A 21,073-nucleotide genomic window follows, 5' to 3' on the forward strand; every position below is an offset into this window, starting at 1 on the left:
CGGAAGGCGTCAAAGCGAGCGGGGGCATCAACCGCAGCTTGCCCCGCCACACGCACAAGTTGCTGGCGACCCGCCCGCGCCCGCGCCACATAGGCCGGCGATGACCGATACGACCGACCGGACCGCGTTGCTGGCCACACTCGTCGCGCTCGCCGAGGCGGGCGGCGACGTGGTGTGGGGGCATTTCGTCGCGGGATGCGCCGTGATGCACAAGGCCGACGAAAGCCCCGTCACCATCGCCGACCGCGAGGCGGAGGCGGTGATCCTGGCCGGGCTTGCCACGCTGACCCCCGCGATCCCGGTGGTGGCCGAGGAGGAAGCCGCCGCGGGCCGCGTTCCCGACGTGACGGGCGCGTTCCTGCTGGTCGATCCGCTGGACGGAACCAAGGAATTCGTCGGCCGTGGCGACGATTTCACCGTCAACATCGCGCTGATCGAGGGCGGCGAGCCGACGATGGGCGTCGTCTATGCGCCCGCGCGCGACGCCCTCTACTGGGGCGACGTGACGCGCGGCGCATGGATGGCGGCGCGCAAGCCCCATGAGCCGCGCCATGACGAACAGCCGATCCGGGTGCGCGCGTGCGGCGGCGCGCCGTGTGCGGTCGCATCGAAAAGCCATGCGATGCCGGGGCTGGACGACTGGCTGGACGCCGGCGGGATCGCGACTCGCGTGTCGGTCGGGTCCAGCCTGAAATTCGTGCTGGTGGCGAGCGGGGAGGCCGACGTCTATCCGCGCACCGGCCCGACAATGGAATGGGATACCGCGGCGGGCGATGCGGTGCTGCGCGCGGCGGGCGGGCGCACGCTCGACCCCGACGGGCTGCCGTTCGTCTATGGCAAGCCGGGGTATCGCAACACCGGCTTCGTCGCGACCGGCGGCTACGAACCCGCCCCGCTGAGGCCGTATCTGCCATGACGCTGACTCACCTCGACCGGCTGGAAGCCGAAAGCATCCACATCATCCGCGAAGTCGCCGCCGTCGCCGACAAGCCGGTGATGCTGTATTCGGTGGGCAAGGATTCGGCGGTGATGCTGCATCTGGCGCGCAAGGCCTTCTATCCGGCGCCACCGCCGTTCCCGCTGCTGCATGTCGACACGACGTGGAAATTCCGCGCGATGTACGACCTGCGCGACAAGGCGGCGCGCGATGCGGGGATGGAATTGCTGGTCCATCGCAACCCCGATGCGCTGGCGCAGGGGATCAACCCGTTCGACCACGGCGCGCTCCACACCGACATGTGGAAGACCGAGGGGCTGAAGCAGGCGCTGGACCTGCACGGCTTCGACGCCGCGTTCGGCGGCGCGCGCCGCGACGAGGAGAAGAGCCGCGCCAAGGAGCGCATCTTCTCGTTCCGCACCGCGACGCACCGCTGGGACCCCAAGGCGCAGCGGCCGGAGCTGTGGCACCTGTACAATGCGCGCCATGCCAGGGGGGAGAGCATGCGCGTCTTCCCGATCAGCAACTGGACCGAGCTGGACGTGTGGCAATATATCGCGCGCGAGGGGATCGAGATCGTCCCGCTGTACTTCGCGGCGAAGCGCCCGACGGTCGAGCGCGACGGGCTGATCCTGATGGTCGACGACGAGCGCTTCCCGCTCGCCCCCGGCGAAGTGCCGGTGGACCGGTCGATCCGGTTCCGCACGCTCGGCTGCTACCCGCTGACCGGCGCGGTGGAGAGCGAGGCGGCGACGCTGAACGACGTGATCCGCGAGATGCTGCTGACCACCACCAGCGAGCGGCAGGGCCGGGCGATCGACAAGGACGCCGGCGCCAGCATGGAGCAGAAGAAGCAGCAGGGGTATTTCTGATGAAGACGTCGCTTATCCTCCCCGGCACGGGGAGGGGGACCGCCGCGCGTAGCGTGGTGGTGGAGGGGGAGCGCCACGAAGCGCACCGCCTGCGGCCTGCCCCCTCCACCAGCCTGCGGCTGGTCCCCCTCCCCGTGCCGGGGAGGACAGGATGACCGCCTATGCCCCCGACGCGCTGATCCGCGAGGATATCGCCGCCTATCTGGCGCAGCATGAATCCAAATCGCTGCTGCGGTTCATCACCTGCGGCAGCGTCGACGACGGCAAGTCGACGCTGATCGGGCGGCTGCTGTACGATTCGAAGCAGATCTTCGAGGACCAGCTGTCCGCGCTGGAGGCGGACAGCAGGCGCGTCGGGACGCAGGGGCAGAACATCGACTTCGCGCTGCTGGTCGACGGGCTGGCCGCCGAGCGCGAGCAGGGGATCACGATCGACGTCGCCTATCGCTTCTTCGCGACCGAGAAGCGCAAGTTCATCGTCGCCGATACCCCCGGCCACGAACAATATACGCGCAACATGGTGACCGGCGCGTCGACCGCCGACCTCGCCGTGATTCTGGTCGATGCGCGCAAGGGCGTGCTGACGCAGACGCGGCGGCATTCGTACCTCGCGCACCTGATCGGCATCCGCAACATCGTGCTGGCGGTGAACAAGATGGACCTCGTCGGGTATGACAAGGGGACGTTCGACCGCATTCGCCTCGCCTATCGCGCGTTCGCCAGCGAGATCGGGATCACCGATTTCGCGGCGATCCCGGTGTCCGGGCTGGGCGGCGACAATATCGCGGCGCCGAGCGAGGCGATGGACTGGTACACCGGGCCGACGCTGATCGAGCATCTGGAGACGGTGCCCGTCGACGCCGACCGCGAGGCACGCGGCGCGTTTCGCCTGCCGGTGCAATGGGTCAACCGGCCGGACCTCGACTTCCGCGGCTTTGCCGGCACGATCGCCAGCGGGACGGTGAAGCCGGGCGATGCGGTGCGGATCGTGCCGTCGGGGCGCACCACGCAGGTCGCGCGGATCGTGGCGCCGGGCGGCGACCTGGCGCAGGCGCAGGCGGGGCAGTCGGTTACGCTGACGCTGGCGGACGAGGTGGATTGTTCGCGCGGCGACATGATCGCCGCCGCGGGCGATCCGCCGGAGGTGGCCGACCAGTTCGAGGCGACCGTCGTGTGGATGGCGGACGAACCGATGCTGCCGGGCCGTTCCTATGCGCTGCAACTGGGCACGCAGAGCGCGTCGGCGACGCTGCGCACGCCCAAGTATCAGGTCAATGTCAACACGCTGGAGGAAACGGCGGCGCGCACGCTGGAACTGAACGCGATCGGCGTGGTGACGCTGGCGCTCGACAGGCCGGTCGTCTTCGCCCCCTATGAGCAGAGCCGCGAGCTGGGCGGGTTCATCCTGATCGACAAGGCGACCAACGCGACGGTTGCGGCAGGCATGATCCGCTTTTCGCTGCGCCGCGCGCAGAACGTCCACCGCCAGCACCTGGACGTCACGCGCGAGAAGCGGGCCGACCTCAAGAACCAGAAGCCGGCCGTGCTGTGGTTCACTGGGCTGTCGGGGGCGGGCAAGTCGACGATCGCCAACCTGGTCGACAAGAAGCTGGTGCGGATGAACCGCCACACGTTTCTGCTGGACGGCGACAATGTACGCCACGGGCTGAACCGCGACCTGGGCTTCACCGATGCCGACCGGGTGGAGAATATCCGCCGCATCGGCGAGGTGGCGCGGTTGATGACCGACGCCGGGCTGATCGTGCTGACCGCGTTCATCTCGCCGTTCCGCGCCGAGCGCGACATGGTGCGCCAGATGCTGGCACCGGGCGAGTTCGTGGAGGTACATGTCGACACGTCGCTGGCGGCGGCGGAGGCGCGCGACGTCAAGGGGCTGTACGCCAAGGCGCGGTCGGGCGCGCTCAAGAACTTCACCGGGATCGACAGCCCGTACGAAGCGCCCGAGGCGCCGGAGATCCGCATCGACACCGCGGTGGAAGATGCCGAGGCGGCCGCCGACCGGATCGTCGCCTGGCTGCTGGAACGCGAAGGATAGCGGAGCACGGCAGGTGCGGGCGGTGGGCGATGCTGCCCCGGGTTCCGGCGTTCGCCGGAACGTGGTGGCCGAACGACGAGGCGCCGCGGCTGGCCGAGTGGTGCTGCGGCGAAGGCGGGACCTTTGCGACCCCCGCGCCCGTCATGCCGGACCTGTTCCGGCATCCACGTTTCCACAAACGCACAAGCCGATGCTCTTGCGGCACCATGGACCCCGGCCTGCGCCGGGGTGGCGGATGGGAGAGGCGGCAAGACGGCTTTTGCGAAGGTTCTGTGGAAGCCGGGCATTGCGCGGAGCGCGATACGGCCATGGCTCCGGCCTGCGCCGGAGCACGGGTACTGAAATTTGGAATGTCGCGACGGGCGGAGTGCACGCGGGAGCGTTGTGCTCTTCACCCTGCGTTCCGGCGTTTGCCGGAACACGGACAAATGGCGGCGTGGCCCGCTCGCCGAGCCGGGCCACGCGACCGGAGGCGCTTACTTGGGCGCGAGCACCATCAGCATCTGGCGGCCTTCCATGCGCGGATAGGCTTCGACCTTGGCGACGTCCTGCACCTGTTCGGCGACGCGCTGGAGCACGTTCATGCCGAGCTGGCCGTGGCTCAGCTCGCGGCCGCGGAAGCGCATGGTGACCTTCACCTTGTCGCCTTCCTCGATGAACTCGACGACCTTCTTCATCTTGGTGTCATAGTCATGGTCGTCGATGTTCGGACGCATCTTGATCTCCTTGATCTCCTGCGTCTTCTGCGACTTGCGGGCGAGGTTCGCCTTCTTCTGCGCCTCGTACTTGAACTTGCCGACATCCAGGAACTTGGCGACGGGCGGATCGGCGTTGGGCGACACCTCGACCAGGTCCAGCCCGACCTCGCGCGCCTGCTCCATCGCCTCGCGCGTGTACATCACGCCCAGGTTCTCGCCCTCGTGATCGATCACGCGGACCTTGGGGCTCTGGATCCACTCATTGAACCGCGGGCCATTCATCGGCGGCGCCTGCATCGGGCGGCGCATCATGGGAGGACGGATTGGTACTTCTCCTGCTATGGTACTAACGGCCCTATATAGGCGATCCTGCGGCCGTTTTGAAGATAGTCGTCACCTCTTAAGATCGGGTGCCGTCCCCTCGAAGCGCAGCATCTCGATCGCGGCGCCCAGCGTCAGCATTTCCTGCCCTTGGCTGCCCAGCCGGCGCAGCGCCACGGTGCCCTCGTCCGCCTCGCGCTTGCCGACCACCAGCAGGTTCGGGACCTTCGCCAGCGAATGTTCGCGCACCTTGTAGTTGATCTTCTCGTTGCGCAGGTCGGTTTCGACGCGGATGCCCGCTTTGCGCAGGTCGGCGGCGACCTGCAGCGCGTAATCGTCGGCGTCCGACACGATCGTCGCCACCACCGCCTGCACCGGCGCCAGCCACGCGGGGAAGCGCCCGGCGTGATGCTCGATCAGGATGCCGATGAAGCGTTCGAACGTGCCCAGGATCGCGCGGTGCAGCATGATCGGGCGATGGCGCTGGCCGTCCTCCGCGACATAGCTGGCGTCGAGCCGCTCGGGCAGGACGCGGTCGGACTGGATCGTGCCGACCTGCCACGTCCGCCCGATCGCGTCGGTCAGGTGGAATTCCAGCTTCGGCGCGTAGAAGGCGCCTTCGCCCGGCAGTTCCTCGAACTTGTCCTTGATCGCGTCGGACAGGCTGGAGGACATCACCGCCTCGCGCAGCTCCGCCTCCGCCTGGTCCCACATGTCATCCGAGCCGAAGCGCTTTTCGGGGCGCAGCGCCAGCTTCACCGCATAATCGGTGAAGCCGAGGTCGGCGTAGACCGAATCGAGCAGCTCGCAGAACTTGCGCACTTCCTCGACCAGCTGGTCCTCGCGCACGAAGATATGCGCATCGTCCTGCGTGAACTGGCGCACGCGCATGATGCCGTGGAGCGCGCCATGCGCCTCGTTGCGGTGGCAGCAGCCGAATTCGGCCATGCGGATCGGCAGGTCGCGATAGCTCTTGATCCCCTGCTTGAAGATCAGGACGTGCGCCGGGCAGTTCATCGGCTTCAATGCCATCAGGTCGGCATCGCCCGACAGGACCGCGCCCTCATCCTCGGTGTTGGGCACTTCGTCGGGGACGACGAACATGTTCTCGCGATACTTGCCCCAGTGGCCGGACTGTTCCCACTGGCGTGCGTCCATCAGCTGCGGCGTCTTTACCTCGGCATAGTCGGCGGCGTCGAGGCGGCGGCGCATATACGCCTCCAGCTGACGCCACAGGACGAAGCCGTTGGGGTGCCAGAACACCGACCCCTGCGCCTCCGACTGGAGGTGGAACAGGTCCATCTCCGCGCCGATCTTGCGATGGTCGCGCTTGGCGGCTTCCTCCAGCCGGAACAGATGCTGGTCGAGCTGCTTCTTGTTGAGCCAGCCGGTCCCGTAGATGCGGCTGAGCATCGCGTTCTTCTGGTCGCCGCGCCAATAGGCGCCCGACACGCGCGTCAGCTTGAACGCCGCCGGATCGAGCTTTCCGGTGGAGGCCAGATGCGGGCCGCGACACATGTCCAGCCAGTCGCCGCCCGACCAATAGACGGTCAGTTCCTCATTCTCGGGCAGTTCGGCGGCCCATTCGGCCTTGAACGTCTCGCCCTGTTCGCGCCAGCGCGCGATCAGCTGTTCGCGCGTCCACACTTCGCGGCGCAGCGGCTTGTCGGCGGCGATCAGCCGGCGCATCTCCGCCTCGATCGCGGGCAGGTCCTCGTCGGTGAAGGGCCGGTCCTTCGGCGCGAAATCGTAGTAGAAGCCGTCGTCGGTGGCGGGGCCGAAGGTGATCTGCGTGCCGGGGAACAGGTTCTGCACCGCCTCGGCCAGGAGGTGCGCGAAATCGTGGCGGGCCAGTTCCAGCGCGTCCGCCTCGTCCCGCTGCGTCACCAGTGCGAGCCGGGCGTCACGATCCAGCGGGCGCATGATGTCGCGCAATTCGCCGTCCACGCGCGCCGCGATCGCCGCCTTGGCAAGGCCGGGGCCGATCGCCGCCGCGATATCCGCCGGGGTGGTGCCCGGCGCGACGTTGCGGACCGAACCATCGGGCAGCGTGATCGAAAGCGTGTCCATGCCAATACAATTCCTGCGAACCAGCGGTGCTGCGGCTTATGCGCCCCAGCGTCCGGCGAAAAGAGCGACCGGAAGGGAAAATCGTCGCGAAGGCGGGTGCGGTCGCTCGGCCACCCGCTTCCGGGTGGGCGGCGCCCCGCGTCAGGCGGTGACGCGCGCGCCGGCCCCCGGACGCGCCGGGGTGGTGGTGGTAGTGAGCGGGGTGTGCGTCATCACGCCCACGATATAGCGCGCGCGCCGGACGCGCGCCAGATGAGTCGTGTCCCGCACCGCCCGGCGCCATTTCGCCGGCCGCCCCGGCACCCTATATCGCCCGGACCATGTTCGACGTCGTCGCCGCCAACCCGCACTTCTACCTGATGCTGGGCGTCCTGTTCGTCGCGGCGATGGTCGCGCGGCGCATCCCGGTGCTGCGTACGATCGTCAGCATCGCCTTCTGGGGCGCGGCGGGGCTGCTGCTGTACGCCGCGGTGGTGGAGCGCGAGCGGTTCGACCCGTGGATGGCGCGGATTGCGGCGGGGCTGAACATGGACAGCCAGCAGGTGGCGGGCGAGGAGACGCGAATCCGCATGAGCCGCGACGGGCATTTCTACGTCCGCGCGACGATCGGCGGGGTGGAGCGGCGGTTGCTGGTGGACAGCGGCGCGACGATCACCGCGCTGTCCCCGGCCACCGCGGCGGCGGCGGGGGTGGAGGTGAAGCCGTCGGTGTTCCCCGTGGTGCTGAAGACCGCCAACGGCACGATCCGCGCCGATACCGGCGAGGTGCGCGAGCTGCGTTTCGGCAATGTCGTGGCGCGCGATCTGGCGGTGGTGGTGTCGCCCGCGTTCGGCGACATCGACGTGCTGGGCATGAATTTCCTGTCGCGGCTCAAATCGTGGCGGGTGGAGGGGCAGACGCTGATCTTGACGCCGCATCATCCGCAGGACGCGGGCAGCGGCGCGACGACGGCCACGGGCGCGGCGCGTTAGCATCTCGTTCACCACGATCGGCTAGCGTCGCCGGCGCCCGCGGCCGTCGCGGCGCGCCAGGTGCGAGGGATTGATGAAGGGGCCGTTCGACCGCGCCTATGCCGCGCTCGAGTTCCTGCTGGAACATGCGCTGGCCCCGACGCCGTCGCATTACGACATGGCGTACACGCATCTGGGCGGCGGCAACGACGCGTTGACCGCCGAGGTCGCGCGGCTGACCGAGGGCGGCGTGCGGCTGACCGCGGAACAGGCGTCGACGCTGGCGGCGCACTTCTGCGGGCGCGAGGATGCCGCCGCGCAGGCGCAGATGCTGCACCATACCGAGCGGCTGGAGACGCTGACCAGCCGGACGCAGGACCTGACCGGCGGGTTCGGGCGCGACCTGTCGGGCCTTCCGACGCAGGGGACGCCGCTGGCGAACCTGACGACGCAGATGGTGTCGCGGCTGGCCAAGGCGGAGCGCGAGCTGGCGGAGATCGCGACCGACATCACCGCGCTGCGCGAGCGGGTGGCGGGGCGCGGCGAGGACGAGGCGAACGACCGGCTGACCCAGGCCACCAGCCGCGGCGACGGCGACAGTTTCCTGGTGTCGCTGGCCGAGGAACCGGACGGCTACACGCTGGCGCTGGCCAAGCTGGACGGGCTGGACCGGATCAACGAGGAATTCGGGCTGGGCGTCGGCGACAACGTGCTGCGCGCGATGGCCGCGACGCTGCGCCAGGCGTGCGGCGAGCACGAGGTGATCCGCTGGGCAGGCGACGAGTTCATGACCGTGTTCCGCGGGCTGCCTGCGGCGCGCGCGACCGCGATGATCGAGGAAGCGCGCGAGGCGATGGCGCGGCGCACGTTGCGGCTGCGCGACAAGGGCACGCCGATCGGCACCGTCACCTTTTCCGCCGGGATCGCCGCCGCCGCCGCGGACGGCCCGGCGGAGGCGGTGCGCCGCGCCAAGGCACAGGTGCTGGCGGCGATCGCGCAGGGCGGCAACCGCGTCGTCGCCTGACGCGCGCCTATCCCGGGTGCCGCGTCAGGCGATGCCGAACGGGACGACGTGATTGTCCTGCGTATGCCCGATCAGCGCGCGGCCCAGATAGGGCACGCCCATTTCCCCGCACCAGCGCGCCATCATCGTCTCCAGCGTCTCGCCCCAGGCGGGGACATTGTCCTTCACCGCGGTCACCGCGCCCAGCCGCACCCCCGCGATGCCGCGCAGCTGCGTGGCGTGCGCCATCGTGAACAGCATCCGGTCCACCGCGTACATCGCCTCCGATACTTCCTCGACGATCAGGACATGGTCGGTGAGGTCGGGCAGATAGGGCGTGCCGGCCAGCGCGGCGAGGATCGACAGGTTGAACGCCGCGCTGGGCCGCCCCGCCAGCCCCGGTTCCAGCCCCGCCCGGTCGCCGCGCGCCAGCCAGCCGAGCGTGCGCGCCACCGTCTGGTCGCCGCCCTGCCGCTTGATATCGGCGGCCATCGGCGCGTGTGTCGGGCGGCCGATCCGCCGCGCGTAGAGCGCGCCGAGCAGGAAGCCGACGTCGGAATAGCCCAGATACGCCTTGCGCCGCGCCGGCTCCTTCAGCTGCGGCATGATCGTCGACAGGATGCGGTTCGATCCATAGCCGCCGCGCAGGAACCAGATCGCGTCGAACGCCGGATCGTTGGCATATTCCAGGAAGGCCGCGGCGCGGACCGCGTCCGATCCCGCGAAATGCCCGTCATGCGCATAGCATTGTGGGTGGAACACCAGATCCACCTCGGGATAGGCGATCGCGGCGAAGGCGCTGACCGGCGCGATCACGTCGGGATTGGCCACGCTGCTGGCCGCCAGTACCCCGATGCGCATCGCTTGTCTCCCGCCCTGCCTTGCCACGTCCGTCCAAAGTGCCGATAGCGTACCGCCATGCATGACGGCAACGTGCGCGACCGGCGCTTCTTCCTGGTCGGTATCGGCGGATCGGGAATGATGCCGCTGGCGATGATCCTGGCGGGGCGCGGCGCGACCGTCGCGGGCAGCGACCGCGGGCTGGACCAGGGGCGCGTCCCCGCCAAGTTCGACGAGCTGCGCGCACGCGGCATCGCGCTGTTCCCGCAGGACGGCAGCGGCATCACCGACGCGGGGCAGACCGTCGTCGCCTCTGCCGCGGTGGAGGACACCGTCGCCGACATGGTCGCCGCGCGCGAGCATGGCTGTATCAGGATGTCGCGGGCCGAGCTGAACGCGGCGCTGTTCAACGCCAGCCGGATGCCGATCGGCGTCGCGGGCACCAGCGGCAAGTCGACGGTGACCGGCATGATCGCGACGATCCTGCACCACGCGGGCGCCGACCCCACGGTGATGAACGGCGCGGTGATGAAGGATTTCGTCGCCGCCGACCGCCCGTTCGCCAGCGCGCTGGTGGGGGCGGGCGACCCGTACGTGAGCGAGGTGGACGAAAGCGACGGGTCGATCGCGCTGTACCGGCCGCAGGTGGCGGTGCTGAACAACGTCAGCCTGGACCACAAGTCGCTGGACGAGCTGAACCGGCTGTTCGGCGATTTCCTGGCCAAGGCGCGGCATGGGGTGGTCAACGCCGACAATGCCGATGCCGCGCGCGCCGCCGCCGCACTGCCGGCGGAGCGGGTGACGCGCGTGTCGATGACCGATCCGGCGGCGGACCTGTATGCCGGCGCGATCGAGGAAGCGCCGTTCGCGGTGTCGTTCGACCTGGCGCGGCGCGGGATCGCGGCGGGGCGCGTCGCCCTGCGCGTGCCCGGCCGGCACAATGTCGCCAACGCGCTGGCGGCGATCGGCGCGGTGCTGGCCGCGGGGCTGCCGATGGAACAGGCGCTGGCGGGGATCGCGCGCTTCACCGGCCTGCGCCGGCGCTTCGACCTGGTGGGCGAGGGCGGGGGCGTCGCGGTGATCGACGATTTCGGGCACAATCCCGACAAGATCGCCGCCACGCTGGACACGCTGCACGCCTTTCCCGGCCGGGTGATCGTGCTGTTCCAGCCGCATGGCTACGGCCCGCTGAAGGTGATGCGCGCCGAACTGGTGGCGATGTTCGCCGCCACGCTGCGCGCGGGCGACCTGCTGGTGATGCCCGACCCCGTCTATCAGGGCGGGACGACGGTGCGCGCGGTGACCAGCGTCGATATCGTGCGCGACGTGGTGCTGGCGGGGGCGCAGGCGGTGCATATCGCGGACCGCGCGGAGGCGGCGGCGCATTGCGTCGCGCTGGCGCGCGCGGGCGACCGCATCGTGGTGATGGGCGCGCGCGACGACACGCTGCCGCTGCTGGCGGCGGACATGGTGGCGGACCTGGCGGCGCGGGCGGGGTGACGCACGCCGCGCCGCCGTCCGCGCGGGTCAGCTGGCGTGCTGCTGCATCGCCTGGCGGACCGCATGGTCGAAATGGTCGCCGGCGTTGACGCGGCAGGTTTCGACCGACACGGGCACCAGCCGTTCGATGCCGCGCACGTCCTCGGTCACGCGTTCATGCCCCTTGCCGGCGGGCGCGACGTTCCAGCTGACGGCTTCGGGCTGGAAGATCGCATCGACCCCGGCACGATCGCCGCACACGGCGGTGACATCCTGTCCGCGGTCGCTGAGCATCGCGACATAGCGCGCGCCGCCGGCGCCCGGCACGAATGCCTGTTCGCGAACCGCGGGCGCGGCGAAGGCGGTGCCGGCGGACGCCATCATGGCGGCGCCGACGATCCCGATCACGATCCTGTTCATTTCAGCCTCCATCGTTGATGAGGCTGCTGGAACGAGCGTGATATCTTGCAGGTTGCTTGGCGGATGGAACATGGACGATTGTTCATCCTTCCGTCGGCGGCGGTTCATCTTCGAGGGTCCGTCACCTGTTCTTCACCGATGCTTCATCCGGCGATCGTCGTTGCCGTTCGCCCGTGCGCATCCTAGCTACAGGGGCGATGACCGATCCTGCCCCCGCCGCCCGCCCGCGCCTTGCCTATCACCTGACCGAGGGGAGCGGCCCGGCGATCGTGTTCCTGCCGGGCTATGCCTCCGACATGACGGGCACCAAGGCGCTGGCGCTGGAGGCCTGGGCCGCGGCAAGCGGCCGTGCGTTCCTGCGGTTCGACTATGGCGGCTGCGGCGCCAGCGAGGGTGCGTTCGAGGACCAGTCGCTGGCCGACTGGCGCGACGACGCGCTGGCGATGATCGACCATGCCGTCGCCGGCCCGGTGGTACTGGTGGGATCGTCGATGGGCGGGTGGCTGATGCTGCTGGCGGCGCTGGCGCGGCCCGGGCGCGTCGCCGCGCTGGTGGGCGTCGCGCCCGCGCCCGATTTCACCGACTGGGGTTTCAGCCAGGACGAGAAGATGTACCTCCTCCAGCACGGACGGCTGGAACGCGCCAACCCCTATGGCCCGCAGCCGACCGTCTATACGCGCCGTTTCTGGCAATCGGGCGAGGCCAACCGGCTGATGCACGGGCCGATCGCGTTCGACGGCCCGGTGCGCTTCGTGCAGGGGCAGGCCGATCCGGATGTGCCGTGGCACCGCACCGTCGCGCTGGCCGGGCTGATCCGGTCGCCGCACGTCCAGACGTGGCTGGTGAAGGACGGCGACCACCGTTTGTCGCGCGAGGACGATATCGCGCTGCTGATCCGCGCGGTAGAAGACGTGGTGCCGTGACGGCGAAAGGCGGAACATGAAGTATCTCCACACGATGATCCGGGTCAGCGACCCCGGTGCGACGATCGCCTTCTTCGAGCTGCTGGGCCTCAGGGAGGTGCGGCGGATCGAGAACGAGAAGGGGCGGTTCACGTTGATCTTCTTGGCCGCGGACGAGGATATGGCCGGGCTGGGCGAGCGCGCGCGTGCCGAGGTGGAGCTGACCCACAATTGGGACCCGGAGGAATATGCCGGCGGGCGCAATTTCGGCCATCTGGCGTATCGGGTGGAGGATATCTACGCCACCTGCCAGCGGCTGGCCGACGCCGGACATATCATCCACCGCCCCCCGCGCGACGGGCATATGGCGTTCGTGAAGACCCCGGACGGCATCTCGATCGAGCTGTTGCAGGACGGGGTGCTGGAACCCGCCGAGCCATGGGCGTCGATGCCCAATACGGGGACCTGGTAGTAGATGGGACGGGGTGACATGACGCTGGAGATCGTGCGTGTCCCGGTGCTGTCGGACAATTACAGCTGGCTGGTCCGGGAGGCGCAGACGGGCGCGGTGATGGTGGTCGATCCGGGCGAGGCGGCTCCGGTGCTGGCGGCGGCGCAGGCGCGCGGCTGGACGATCGGCGCGGTGTGGCTGACGCACTGGCACCCCGATCACGTCGGCGGCGCGGCCGGGGTGAAGGCGGCGACGGGTGCGCGGATCATCGGCCCGGAGGCGGAACGCGCGAAGATCGTGGCGCTCGAAGACGGCGTGGGCGAGGGCGATACGGTGGAACTGGGCGCGCAGAGCGCGCGCGTGATGGCGGTGCCGGGCCATACGGCGGGGCATATCGCGTTCCATTTCGACGGTGCGGGCGCGATTTTCACCGGCGATACGCTGTTTTCGATGGGGTGCGGGCGCCTGTTCGAGGGCGATGTGGGCCAGATGTTCGCGAACATGCAGCGATTCGCGACGCTGGATGACGCCACCAGCGTCTATTGCGGGCACGAATATACGCAGTCGAACGGGCGGTTCGCGCTGTCGGTGGACCCCGACAATGCCGCGTTGGTCGCGCGGATGCGCGACGTCGATGCGCTGCGCGCCGCCGGTGAGGCGACGGTGCCGACGACGATCGGGGCAGAACGTGCGACCAACCCGTTCCTGCGCGCGGCGGATGCCGACGAACTGGCGCGACTGCGCGCCGCGAAGGATGCATTCTAGCGTTGGTGCGTTGAGAGATACGTTGGGCGCGGGGGACGGATAGGGAGAGAGCGAATGCGGTTCCTCATCAGTTTTGCCGCCGCGGCGGCCCTGAGCGGGCTGGCGGTGGTCGCCGCGCAGGCCCAGCGGGAGCCGGCGCGCGGCTCCGTCGCGGGGAAGGCGGCGGCGGAATATGATCGGCTGCTGGCGGGCAAGACCCCCGGCAAGCCCGAGACGTGCATCGACACGCGCTTCAACAACCCGCGGCTGACCGCGTACGACGGCAAGCTGATCTACCGCGTCAGCAGCAAGCTGGTCTATGTCACCGACACCGGCGGCGGGTGCAGCAACGTCGCGCGCGGCGACACGCTGGTGACGCGCCAGTTCCAGGGCCGGCTGTGCCGCGGCGATATCGCGCAGACCGTCAACCTGCCGATCGGGATGCCGACCGGCAGCTGCGCGATGGGCGATTTCATTCCCTATCGATCGAAATAGACCAGAAAAGGACGAGGACGCATGAGCGGCGAGACCGAAGACACGCTGACCGGCGTGGAGACGACGCGGCGTTCCGCCAAGGCGAAGGTCGATGCGATCGGCGGGCGCAAGCTGAAGCCGGCGACGCTGATGATGGGTCACGGATACGATCCGGCGCTGTCCGAAGGCGCGCTGAAGCCGCCGGTGTTCCTGACCAGTACGTTCGTCTTTCCCAATGCCGCGGCGGGCAAGCGCCATTTCGAGGGCGTGACCGGCAAGCGCCCCGGCGGGGCGGAGGGGCTGGTCTATTCGCGCTTCAACGGCCCCAACCAGGAGATACTGGAGGACCGGCTGGGCATCTGGGAAGGCGCGGAGGATGCGCTGACCTTTTCCAGCGGCATGTCGGCGATCGCGACATTGTTCCTGTCGCTGGTGCGCCCGGGCGACACGATCGTCCATTCCGGCCCGCTCTATGCCGCGACCGAGACGCTGATCGCGCGCGTGCTGGGGCAGTTCGGGGTGAAGTGGCTCGATTTTCCCGCGGGCGCGACGCGCGCGGAGATCGACGCGGTGCTGCAACGCGCCGCCGACGGCGGGCGGGTGGCGCTGATCTACCTGGAAAGCCCGGCCAACCCGACCAACGCGCTGGTCGATGTCGAGGCGGTGGCGGCGAGCCGCGACGCGATCTTTGCCGATGCCGCCGACAAGCCGCCGATCGCGATCGACAACACCTTCCTGGGGCCGCTGTGGTCGCAGCCGCTGCGGCACGGCGCCGACGTGGTCGTCTACAGCCTGACCAAATATGCCGGGGGCCATTCCGACCTGGTCGCGGGCGGGGTGCTGGGCGCCAAGCCGCTGATCAACACGATCCGCGCGATGAGGAACACGATCGGCACGATCTGCGACCCCAATACCGCGTGGATGCTGCTGCGCAGCCTGGAGACGCTGGAGCTGCGGATGAGCCGCGCGGGCGACAATGCCGCGAAGGTCTGCGCGTTCCTGCGCGACCATCCCAAGGTGGAGCGGGTCGGCTATCTCGGTTTCCTGGCGGAGGCGGAGGGGCGGCAGGCCGATATCTATCGCCGGCATTGCACCGGCGGCGGCTCCACCTTCTCGCTGTACCTGAAGGGCGGCGAGGCGGAGGCGTTCCGATTCCTCGACGCGCTCAGGATCGCCAAGCTGGCGGTCAGCCTGGGCGGGACCGAGACGCTGGCGAGCCACCCGGCGGCGATGACGCATTTGTCGGTCGCGGACGAGCGCAAGCAGGCGCTGGGGATCACCGACAATCTGGTACGCATCTCGATCGGGGTCGAGGATGCCGACGACCTGATCGCCGACATGGAACAGGCGCTGGCCGCGATCTGACACGCTGGTACGACGGGAGGGACGCGATGCGATACATGATGCTGGCCGCTGCGGCGGCGCTGGTGCCGGCGGCGGGGATGGCGCAGGAGCCCGCCACGCCGGAACGGACGATCCGCGTGACCGGGGTGGGCGTGGTGCAGACCCCGCCCGATACCGCGCGGCTGGACTATTGGGTGCGCGGCGAAGGGACGAACCCGGACGAGGCGAGCCGCGCGCTGGCGACGCGGCAGAAGGCGATCGCCGGCGCGCTGGGCGGGTTGCTGGGCGCGGGGACGGAGATCACCACCGGCAACGTCATGGTCATCGAGGTGAAGGACCGCGCGTGCGACGACCAGGGCTATAACGGTCTCCCGCGGCTGAGCCAGGGGGCGTGCGCAGTCACCGGCTATCTGGCGCGGATGCAGGCGGGCGTGCGGACCCCGGCGATCGGCAAGGCCGGCACCGCGGTGGGGCTGGCGGCGCGGCTGGGCGCGAGCGACGCGCGGCTGTCGGGATTTTCGCTGTCGAAACCGCGCGAGGCGCAGGCCCGCGCGACGACCGCCGCGATCGCCGACGCGAAGCTGCGTGCCGAGGCGGTCGCCGCGGGCGCGGGGACGCCGCTGGGCGCGATCGTGACCGTCACCGACCAAGCGGGGTACGAACCGATCGTCATGGGCGCTAGGTCGCTTGCCGCGCCACCGCCGCCGCCGCCGCCGCCGGACGCTGCGCCGCCGGTCGCGATCGACGTGGCGCCGGCGCCGATCGAGACGCGCCAGCAGGTGTTCGTGACCTATTCGATCGGGGGTTAGACGCCGCGGATCGGCGGGATTGGTTCACGCGAAGACGCGAAGGCGCGAAGAAGAAGGGGTTCACGCGGAGGCGCGGGAACGCGGAGGTGTTTCGCCTGACGAGAGACCGTGCCTCGTTCCGGCGAGAGGGATGAGGCCGCTTCGCGGGTGCGTCAGGTGAACCCCTTCTTCCTGCGCCGAGACGCGCGCGTTAAGTCAGTCGCTGGAGAGGCTTCCCAAGCGGCGCGCGTCGCGTCATCCTGCTCGAAAACGGGAGAGGCAGGATGGGCAAACGGATCGCGGTGATCGGTGCTGGGATGGGCGGGCTGTGTGCCGCGATCAAGGCGCGCGAGGCCGGGCATGAGGTGAAGATCTACGAACATGCCGATTCGGTGGGGGGCACGTGGCGCGCCAACCGCTATCCCGGCGTGGCGTGCGACGTGCCGGCGATCCTGTACCAGTTCAGCTTCGCACCCAACCCGCACTGGAGCCACCATTATGCGCGCGGGCCGGAAATCCACGCCTATACCCGGTCGCTGGTCGACCAGTTCGGGCTGGGCGAGGCGCTGCACCTGAACGAAGGGGTGGTGCGTGCGGCCTGGGACGCGGAAGCGCGGCACTGGACGGTGGAGACGGAGAAGGGCGCCCGCGCGACGTTCGACGCGATCGTCCCCGCGCTGGGGCAATTGTCGCGCCCGCAATGGCCGGCGATCGCGGGGCGCGAGACGTTCGCGGGCACGATGTTCCACGCCGCCGACTGGCCCGAGGGCATCGACCTGACCGGCAAGCGCGTCGGCGTGATCGGATCGGCAGCGAGCGCGGTGCAGCTGATCCCCGAGGTGGCGAAGGTCGCCGGGCATCTGACGGTGTTCCAGCGCACCCCCAACTGGATCGTGCCCCGCAACGACGTGGCGATCACCCCGGAGGCCAAGGCGCTGATGGCGACGCGCATGGACGTGGCGATGAAGCTGGGCGCGGCGCAGCGCGCGATGATCTTCGACCAGGCCGATTTCCTGACGTGGCAGGCGTTCCAGTGGACGCCGGAGGGGCGCGCCGCCTTCACCCGCGCCGCGCTCGACCATCTGGAGGCGCAGGTGCCCGACGCCGACCTGCGCGCGAAGCTGACGCCCGATTATCCGGTCGGGTGCAAGCGCATCCTGATCTGCGACGATTTCTACCCGGCGCTGTGCCGCGACAATGTGACGCTGGTGACCGGCGGGGTCGACACGATCGAGCCGGGCGGGGTGCGCACCGCCGACGGGCTGGTAGAGCTGGACGTGATGATCTTCGCCACAGGGTTCGAGACGACCGAGTGGAACTGGTCGATGGAGGTCGTCGGCACCGGCGGGCGCACGCTGCGCGAGGCGTGGGCGGACGGGCCGGAAGCCTATCTGGGAATCATGGTCACCGGCTTTCCGAACATGTTCGTCCTCTATGGCCCCAACACCAACCTGGGGCACAATTCGATCAGCTTCATGATCGAGCAGCAGGTCGCGTACATGCTGCGCACGCTCGACGCGCTGGATGCCGAGGACGCCAGCGCCGCCGAGGTGACCGCCGATGGACAGGCGCGGTTCCAGCAGCGGATCGAGCAGCTGCTGGCCGGCACCGTCTGGGCCGATCCGCATTGCAACAGCTGGTACAAGGCGGCGAACGGGCGCATCTATCAGAACTGGGCGGGCAATTGCACCGATTACGCCGCCGCGACCGCGACGGTCGACCGCGAGGCGGTGGCGTTGACCTGACCCGCGCGCACGGCGCATCATCGGCGCGATGCGTCACGGTCCCCTGAAGCTGAAGGCCCAGATCCTGTGCGGCGAGGCGATCGCGCTGGGGCCGGGCAAGGCCGACCTGCTGGAGGCGATCGCCGAGCATGGCTCGATCTCCGCCGCGGGGCGCGCGCTGGGGATCAGCTATCGCCGCTGCTGGCTGCTGGTGGACGAGATGAACCGTTGCTGGCGCGAGCGGCTGGTGGTGACGGGGCGCGGCGGGGGCGGCGGCGCGGCGGTGACCGACGCCGGGCGGCGCGTGCTGGCCGCGTATCGCGCGCTGGAAGCGGCGATCGACGATGCGGTGGCCGCGACCGCGGCGTTCGCGACGCTGGACGCGGCGCTGCGCGACGAACCGCTGCCGCCGTCTGCACCCTAGCGCGGCGCGCGCGGGTATGACACGGGCGCGGTGGTGGAGACATTCGATGCGATCGTGCTGGGGGCGGGCGGCGCCGGGCTGATGTGCGCGGCGGTCGCGGGGCAGCGCGGGCGGCGCGTCGTCGTGCTGGACCATGCGCCGGAGCCGGGGCGCAAGATCCTGATTTCCGGCGGCGGGCGGTGCAATTTCACCAACCGCGACGCCGCCGCCGACCGCTATCTGTCCGCCAACCCGCATTTCGCCAAATCGGCGCTGGGCCGCTACACCGCCGCCGATTTCGTCGCGCTGGTCGAGCGGCACGGGATCGCGTGGCACGAAAAGACGCTGGGGCAATTGTTCTGCGACGGGTCGGCGCGGCAGATCGTCGCGATGCTGCTGGACGAGGCGGCGGCGGGGGGCGTGACGATCCGGCTGGGCGAGCCGCTGGGCGAGGTCGGCCACGCCGACGGCGTGTTCACGGTACGCCACGGCGCGCGCACGCTCGCCGCCCCCGCGCTGGTGATCGCGACCGGTGGGCCGTCGATCCCCAAGCTGGGGGCGACCGGCATCGCCTATGACCTGGCGCGGCGCTTCGGGCTGAAGGTGGTGGAGCCGCGCCCCGCGCTGGTGCCGCTGACGCTGCCGGGGGAGGAGGCGCTGTTCCGTGCGCTGTCCGGCGTCGCCACCCCGGTGGTGGCGCGCGCGGGCAAGGCGGCGTTCGCGGAGGCCGCGCTGTTCACCCACCGCGGGCTGTCCGGCCCGGCGATTTTGCAGGTATCGAGCTACTGGCGGCACGGCGAGGCGATCGGCATCGACTTTCGCCCCGATGCCGCGCCCGGCTGGCTGGTGGCGGCCAAGCGTGCGCGGCCGCGCGCGACGCTGGCGGGGGCGCTGGCGCTGCCGGCGCGACTGGCCGAGGCGCTGGCCGAGCGGATCGGGGTGGGCGAGTTGGGCGCGGCGAGCGACCGCGCGCTGGCGGCGGCGGAGGCGCGGCTGGCCGACTGGCGCTTCCACCCCGACGGCACCGAGGGGTTCGCCAAGGCGGAGGTGACGGTCGGCGGGATCGCCACCGGTGGCCTGTCGTCCAAGACGATGGCTGCGCGGCACCTGCCCGGCCTGTATGCGATCGGCGAGGCGGTGGACGTGACCGGGTGGCTGGGCGGCTACAACTTCCAATGGGCGTGGGCGAGCGGCTGGGCGGCGGCGCAGGCGCTGTGACCTATCAGGGGTAGCTAACCGTTTTCGGCGGGGTGAATTCGGGCAGCGGGATCGCTTCGCTGTCGCCCGGCACGGCGGCGAAGCGGCCGGCCTTCCACGCGCGCTTCGCCTCGTTGATCGCCTCGCGCGAGGAATGGACGAAATTCCACCATACGTGGCGCGGGGTCGCGAACGCCGACCCGCCCGCCAGCATCGCGCGGCCGCCGCGTGCCGAGGACAGGATGGCGCGCACGCCGGGGCGCAGCACGTAGAGCCGCTGCGGCTCCAGCGTCAGCCCGTCGAGCGTGGCGTCGCCGTGCACGAGGTAGACCGCGCGCTCCTCCGCCGCGTCGTCGATCGGCACGGCGGCGCTGGCGTCCAGCAGGATGTCGGCATAGATGGTGGTGGCGTGCGTGGTGGTCGGCGCGCCCACACCCCACAGATCGCCCATGATGACGCGCGCGCGGGCGCCGCCCGCCTCCACCAGCGGCAGCGCATCGGCCTCCACATGTTCGAAGGCGGGGGCGATATCCTCCCGCCCGTCAGGCAGCGCCAGCCATGTCTGGATGCCGGACAGCGCCGGCCCGCCGGGGCGTACGTCGGCGGGCGAGCGTTCGGAATGGACGATGCCGGTCCCCGCGGTCATCAGGTTGACCGCGCCCGGCGTGATCCGCGCATCGGTGCCCAGCGAATCGCGATGCTGGAACGCGCCATCGAACAGATAGGTGACGGTCGACAGCCCGATATGCGGGTGCGGGCGCACGTCGATCCCCCCGCCGGGCGGCAGATGCGCCGGCCCCATCTGATCGAAGAAGATGAACGGCCCCACCATGGTGCGCTCGCGATGCGGCAGGGTGCGGTGGACCTTGAACCCGCCCAGATCGTGGGTGACGGGTTCCAGCGTCTGGAGCACCAGGTCGTCGTGAATGGACATGGCGCGCATGCTACCACCGTGACGCCATGACGGGAACCGCGGGCGCGCGCCCGTGTTGACCGCGCATGACCCGCGCACCGAACAAGAGCAAACGCCCCCGCAAGCCCGCCACCGCCGCGAACCGGCCCGGCCGCACCGGAGTGGCGATCGCCGCCGGTGCGGTCGGTGCGATCGCGGCGGGCGTGACGGCGGCGTTGAAGCTGGGCTGGCTGGACCGGTTCTTCACCGTCGCCGATGCCGATCCGGGTGCGGAGCATGCCGCGCCCGATCTGGCGCCCGCCGCCGCAACGCCGGGAACGGAGCGTGCGCCCGACGCCTTTCGCCCCGATCCGACCGCGCCGGTCCCCGACAGCGAACGCGAAGCACTGCGCCCCGCCACCGGGCCGGCACCGACGCTGGCGGCTGAGCGCGGCGAGATGGCGAACCAGGCCGGCGCCGGGAACTGACGTCCGCCCAAGGGCCGGCG

23 protein-coding genes are annotated in these 21,073 nt (G+C 70.1%); 17 read left to right on the forward strand and 6 right to left on the reverse strand.

Features of this window, described 5'->3' with window-relative positions:
* The first annotated feature begins 100 nt into the window (after positions 1 to 100).
* The 4 genes from cysQ to cysN are packed head-to-tail and all read left to right on the forward strand — an operon-like array spanning position 101 to position 3,865.
* On the forward strand, positions 101 to 916 hold the full coding sequence (gene cysQ, locus COA07_RS18570; protein ID WP_066710415.1) for a 3'(2'),5'-bisphosphate nucleotidase CysQ: 816 nt from the start codon (positions 101 to 103) through the stop codon (positions 914 to 916).
* The gene (cysD, locus tag COA07_RS07820) at positions 913 to 1,809 is read left to right on the forward strand and encodes a sulfate adenylyltransferase subunit CysD (protein ID WP_066710412.1); all 897 of its coding nucleotides are present in this window, start codon (positions 913 to 915) and stop codon (positions 1,807 to 1,809) included. Before cysQ ends, cysD begins: the two co-directional genes overlap by 4 nt.
* Positions 1,809 to 1,964, forward strand: a complete 156-nt coding sequence (locus tag COA07_RS18240; protein WP_169924224.1) for a hypothetical protein — start codon at positions 1,809 to 1,811, stop codon at positions 1,962 to 1,964. The genes cysD and COA07_RS18240 overlap by 1 nt, the downstream gene beginning before the upstream one ends.
* Positions 1,961 to 3,865 carry a sulfate adenylyltransferase subunit CysN gene (gene cysN / locus COA07_RS07825; RefSeq protein ID WP_066711685.1) on the forward strand — a complete coding sequence of 635 codons (1,905 nt, stop codon included), beginning with the start codon at positions 1,961 to 1,963 and terminating at the stop codon, positions 3,863 to 3,865. The genes COA07_RS18240 and cysN overlap by 4 nt, the downstream gene beginning before the upstream one ends.
* Positions 3,866 to 4,341: 476 nt before the next feature.
* Here the strand turns inward: cysN and infC are convergent, their stop codons facing one another.
* The 3 genes from infC to COA07_RS18695 form a co-directional block, all read right to left on the reverse strand.
* Complete coding sequence (gene infC, locus COA07_RS07830) at positions 4,342 to 4,875, reverse strand: translation initiation factor IF-3 (protein ID WP_066490070.1); 534 nt, start codon at positions 4,873 to 4,875, stop codon at positions 4,342 to 4,344.
* An 81-nt stretch (positions 4,876 to 4,956) separates the two neighbouring features.
* Positions 4,957 to 6,954 (reverse strand): threonine--tRNA ligase, encoded by a 1,998-nt coding sequence (gene thrS, locus COA07_RS07835; protein ID WP_066711684.1) that lies wholly within the window; start codon positions 6,952 to 6,954, stop codon positions 4,957 to 4,959.
* 141 nt (positions 6,955 to 7,095) lie between these two features.
* Positions 7,096 to 7,224, reverse strand: a complete 129-nt coding sequence (locus tag COA07_RS18695; RefSeq protein ID WP_255266795.1) for a hypothetical protein — start codon at positions 7,222 to 7,224, stop codon at positions 7,096 to 7,098.
* Between the two features lie 50 nt (positions 7,225 to 7,274).
* Here COA07_RS18695 and COA07_RS07840 point away from each other — a divergent pair, with 50 nt between their 5' ends.
* Positions 7,275 to 7,925 (forward strand): retropepsin-like aspartic protease family protein, encoded by a 651-nt coding sequence (locus COA07_RS07840; protein ID WP_066711683.1) that lies wholly within the window; start codon positions 7,275 to 7,277, stop codon positions 7,923 to 7,925.
* 73 nt (positions 7,926 to 7,998) lie between these two features.
* On the forward strand, positions 7,999 to 8,928 hold the full coding sequence (locus COA07_RS07845) for a GGDEF domain-containing protein (RefSeq protein WP_066711682.1): 930 nt from the start codon (positions 7,999 to 8,001) through the stop codon (positions 8,926 to 8,928).
* A gap of 24 nt (positions 8,929 to 8,952) precedes the next feature.
* Here COA07_RS07845 and COA07_RS07850 read toward each other — a convergent pair whose 3' ends face one another.
* A complete protein-coding gene (locus COA07_RS07850; RefSeq protein ID WP_096640755.1) occupies positions 8,953 to 9,768 on the reverse strand; it encodes an LD-carboxypeptidase in 816 nt (271 codons plus the stop codon).
* A 57-nt stretch (positions 9,769 to 9,825) separates the two neighbouring features.
* On the opposite strand from COA07_RS07850, the gene COA07_RS07855 reads away from it, so the two are divergent.
* Complete coding sequence (locus tag COA07_RS07855) at positions 9,826 to 11,247, forward strand: UDP-N-acetylmuramate--L-alanine ligase (RefSeq protein WP_066711820.1); 1,422 nt, start codon at positions 9,826 to 9,828, stop codon at positions 11,245 to 11,247.
* A 27-nt stretch (positions 11,248 to 11,274) separates the two neighbouring features.
* Here the strand turns inward: COA07_RS07855 and COA07_RS07860 are convergent, their stop codons facing one another.
* Positions 11,275 to 11,646: a hypothetical protein gene (locus COA07_RS07860; protein WP_066711821.1), complete on the reverse strand. Its 372-nt coding sequence runs from the start codon at positions 11,644 to 11,646 to the stop codon at positions 11,275 to 11,277.
* A 197-nt stretch (positions 11,647 to 11,843) separates the two neighbouring features.
* Here COA07_RS07860 and COA07_RS07865 point away from each other — a divergent pair, with 197 nt between their 5' ends.
* The 9 genes from COA07_RS07865 to COA07_RS07905 all read left to right on the forward strand — a co-directional run bounded on the left by COA07_RS07865 (position 11,844) and on the right by COA07_RS07905 (position 19,694).
* Positions 11,844 to 12,569: an alpha/beta fold hydrolase gene (locus COA07_RS07865; RefSeq protein WP_066711822.1), complete on the forward strand. Its 726-nt coding sequence runs from the start codon at positions 11,844 to 11,846 to the stop codon at positions 12,567 to 12,569.
* A gap of 16 nt (positions 12,570 to 12,585) precedes the next feature.
* Positions 12,586 to 13,020 carry a VOC family protein gene (locus COA07_RS07870; protein WP_066711823.1) on the forward strand — a complete coding sequence of 145 codons (435 nt, stop codon included), beginning with the start codon at positions 12,586 to 12,588 and terminating at the stop codon, positions 13,018 to 13,020.
* An 18-nt stretch (positions 13,021 to 13,038) separates the two neighbouring features.
* Complete coding sequence (gene gloB / locus COA07_RS07875) at positions 13,039 to 13,764, forward strand: hydroxyacylglutathione hydrolase (protein ID WP_066711824.1); 726 nt, start codon at positions 13,039 to 13,041, stop codon at positions 13,762 to 13,764.
* A 54-nt stretch (positions 13,765 to 13,818) separates the two neighbouring features.
* Positions 13,819 to 14,238, forward strand: coding sequence for a hypothetical protein (locus COA07_RS07880; RefSeq protein WP_066711825.1), 420 nt, complete (start codon positions 13,819 to 13,821; stop codon positions 14,236 to 14,238).
* A 21-nt stretch (positions 14,239 to 14,259) separates the two neighbouring features.
* The gene (locus COA07_RS07885) at positions 14,260 to 15,582 is read left to right on the forward strand and encodes a cystathionine gamma-synthase family protein (protein WP_066711826.1); all 1,323 of its coding nucleotides are present in this window, start codon (positions 14,260 to 14,262) and stop codon (positions 15,580 to 15,582) included.
* A gap of 26 nt (positions 15,583 to 15,608) precedes the next feature.
* The gene (locus COA07_RS07890; protein ID WP_096640756.1) at positions 15,609 to 16,370 is read left to right on the forward strand and encodes an SIMPL domain-containing protein; all 762 of its coding nucleotides are present in this window, start codon (positions 15,609 to 15,611) and stop codon (positions 16,368 to 16,370) included.
* 263 nt (positions 16,371 to 16,633) lie between these two features.
* Complete coding sequence (locus COA07_RS07895) at positions 16,634 to 18,094, forward strand: flavin-containing monooxygenase (protein WP_066713649.1); 1,461 nt, start codon at positions 16,634 to 16,636, stop codon at positions 18,092 to 18,094.
* Positions 18,095 to 18,122: 28 nt separating this feature from the next.
* Positions 18,123 to 18,497, forward strand: a complete 375-nt coding sequence (locus COA07_RS07900) for a winged helix-turn-helix domain-containing protein (protein WP_096640758.1) — start codon at positions 18,123 to 18,125, stop codon at positions 18,495 to 18,497.
* 33 nt (positions 18,498 to 18,530) lie between these two features.
* Entirely contained in the window at positions 18,531 to 19,694 is a 1,164-nt protein-coding gene (locus COA07_RS07905) for a BaiN/RdsA family NAD(P)/FAD-dependent oxidoreductase (protein WP_096640760.1), read from the forward strand.
* Positions 19,695 to 19,698: 4 nt separating this feature from the next.
* On the opposite strand, the gene COA07_RS07910 is transcribed toward COA07_RS07905, so the two are convergent.
* Positions 19,699 to 20,607, reverse strand: a complete 909-nt coding sequence (locus COA07_RS07910) for a pirin family protein (protein WP_066712751.1) — start codon at positions 20,605 to 20,607, stop codon at positions 19,699 to 19,701.
* A gap of 65 nt (positions 20,608 to 20,672) precedes the next feature.
* Between COA07_RS07910 and COA07_RS07915 the strand changes: the two genes are divergently transcribed.
* Complete coding sequence (locus tag COA07_RS07915; RefSeq protein WP_066712745.1) at positions 20,673 to 21,053, forward strand: hypothetical protein; 381 nt, start codon at positions 20,673 to 20,675, stop codon at positions 21,051 to 21,053.
* Positions 21,054 to 21,073 lie beyond the last annotated feature (20 nt).

Origin of the sequence: Sphingomonas adhaesiva (genome assembly GCF_002374855.1) — a bacterium.
In the GTDB taxonomy this organism is placed as follows: domain Bacteria; phylum Pseudomonadota; class Alphaproteobacteria; order Sphingomonadales; family Sphingomonadaceae; genus Sphingomonas; species Sphingomonas adhaesiva.

Excerpts from the sequence above, each read along its gene's own strand:
- thrS (WP_066711684.1), bottom strand. The coding sequence starts at position 6,954 with ATGGACACGCTTTCGATCACGCTGCCCGATGGTTCGGTCCGCAACGTC.
- COA07_RS07910 (WP_066712751.1), bottom strand. The coding sequence starts at position 20,607 with ATGTCCATTCACGACGACCTGGTGCTCCAGACGCTGGAACCCGTCACC.
- COA07_RS07860 (WP_066711821.1), bottom strand. The coding sequence starts at position 11,646 with ATGAACAGGATCGTGATCGGGATCGTCGGCGCCGCCATGATGGCGTCC.
- cysQ (WP_066710415.1), top strand. The coding sequence starts at position 101 with ATGACCGATACGACCGACCGGACCGCGTTGCTGGCCACACTCGTCGCG.
- infC (WP_066490070.1), bottom strand. The coding sequence starts at position 4,875 with ATGATGCGCCGCCCGATGCAGGCGCCGCCGATGAATGGCCCGCGGTTC.
- cysD (WP_066710412.1), top strand. The coding sequence starts at position 913 with ATGACGCTGACTCACCTCGACCGGCTGGAAGCCGAAAGCATCCACATC.
- cysN (WP_066711685.1), top strand. The coding sequence starts at position 1,961 with ATGACCGCCTATGCCCCCGACGCGCTGATCCGCGAGGATATCGCCGCC.
- COA07_RS07845 (WP_066711682.1), top strand. The coding sequence starts at position 7,999 with ATGAAGGGGCCGTTCGACCGCGCCTATGCCGCGCTCGAGTTCCTGCTG.
- COA07_RS07870 (WP_066711823.1), top strand. The coding sequence starts at position 12,586 with ATGAAGTATCTCCACACGATGATCCGGGTCAGCGACCCCGGTGCGACG.
- COA07_RS07915 (WP_066712745.1), top strand. The coding sequence starts at position 20,673 with ATGACCCGCGCACCGAACAAGAGCAAACGCCCCCGCAAGCCCGCCACC.
- COA07_RS07840 (WP_066711683.1), top strand. The coding sequence starts at position 7,275 with ATGTTCGACGTCGTCGCCGCCAACCCGCACTTCTACCTGATGCTGGGC.
- COA07_RS07855 (WP_066711820.1), top strand. The coding sequence starts at position 9,826 with ATGCATGACGGCAACGTGCGCGACCGGCGCTTCTTCCTGGTCGGTATC.
- COA07_RS07865 (WP_066711822.1), top strand. The coding sequence starts at position 11,844 with ATGACCGATCCTGCCCCCGCCGCCCGCCCGCGCCTTGCCTATCACCTG.
- COA07_RS07850 (WP_096640755.1), bottom strand. The coding sequence starts at position 9,768 with ATGCGCATCGGGGTACTGGCGGCCAGCAGCGTGGCCAATCCCGACGTG.
- COA07_RS07895 (WP_066713649.1), top strand. The coding sequence starts at position 16,634 with ATGGGCAAACGGATCGCGGTGATCGGTGCTGGGATGGGCGGGCTGTGT.
- COA07_RS07900 (WP_096640758.1), top strand. The coding sequence starts at position 18,123 with ATGCGTCACGGTCCCCTGAAGCTGAAGGCCCAGATCCTGTGCGGCGAG.
- COA07_RS18240 (WP_169924224.1), top strand. The coding sequence starts at position 1,809 with ATGAAGACGTCGCTTATCCTCCCCGGCACGGGGAGGGGGACCGCCGCG.
- COA07_RS07880 (WP_066711825.1), top strand. The coding sequence starts at position 13,819 with ATGCGGTTCCTCATCAGTTTTGCCGCCGCGGCGGCCCTGAGCGGGCTG.
- COA07_RS07885 (WP_066711826.1), top strand. The coding sequence starts at position 14,260 with ATGAGCGGCGAGACCGAAGACACGCTGACCGGCGTGGAGACGACGCGG.
- COA07_RS07890 (WP_096640756.1), top strand. The coding sequence starts at position 15,609 with ATGCGATACATGATGCTGGCCGCTGCGGCGGCGCTGGTGCCGGCGGCG.
- gloB (WP_066711824.1), top strand. The coding sequence starts at position 13,039 with ATGACGCTGGAGATCGTGCGTGTCCCGGTGCTGTCGGACAATTACAGC.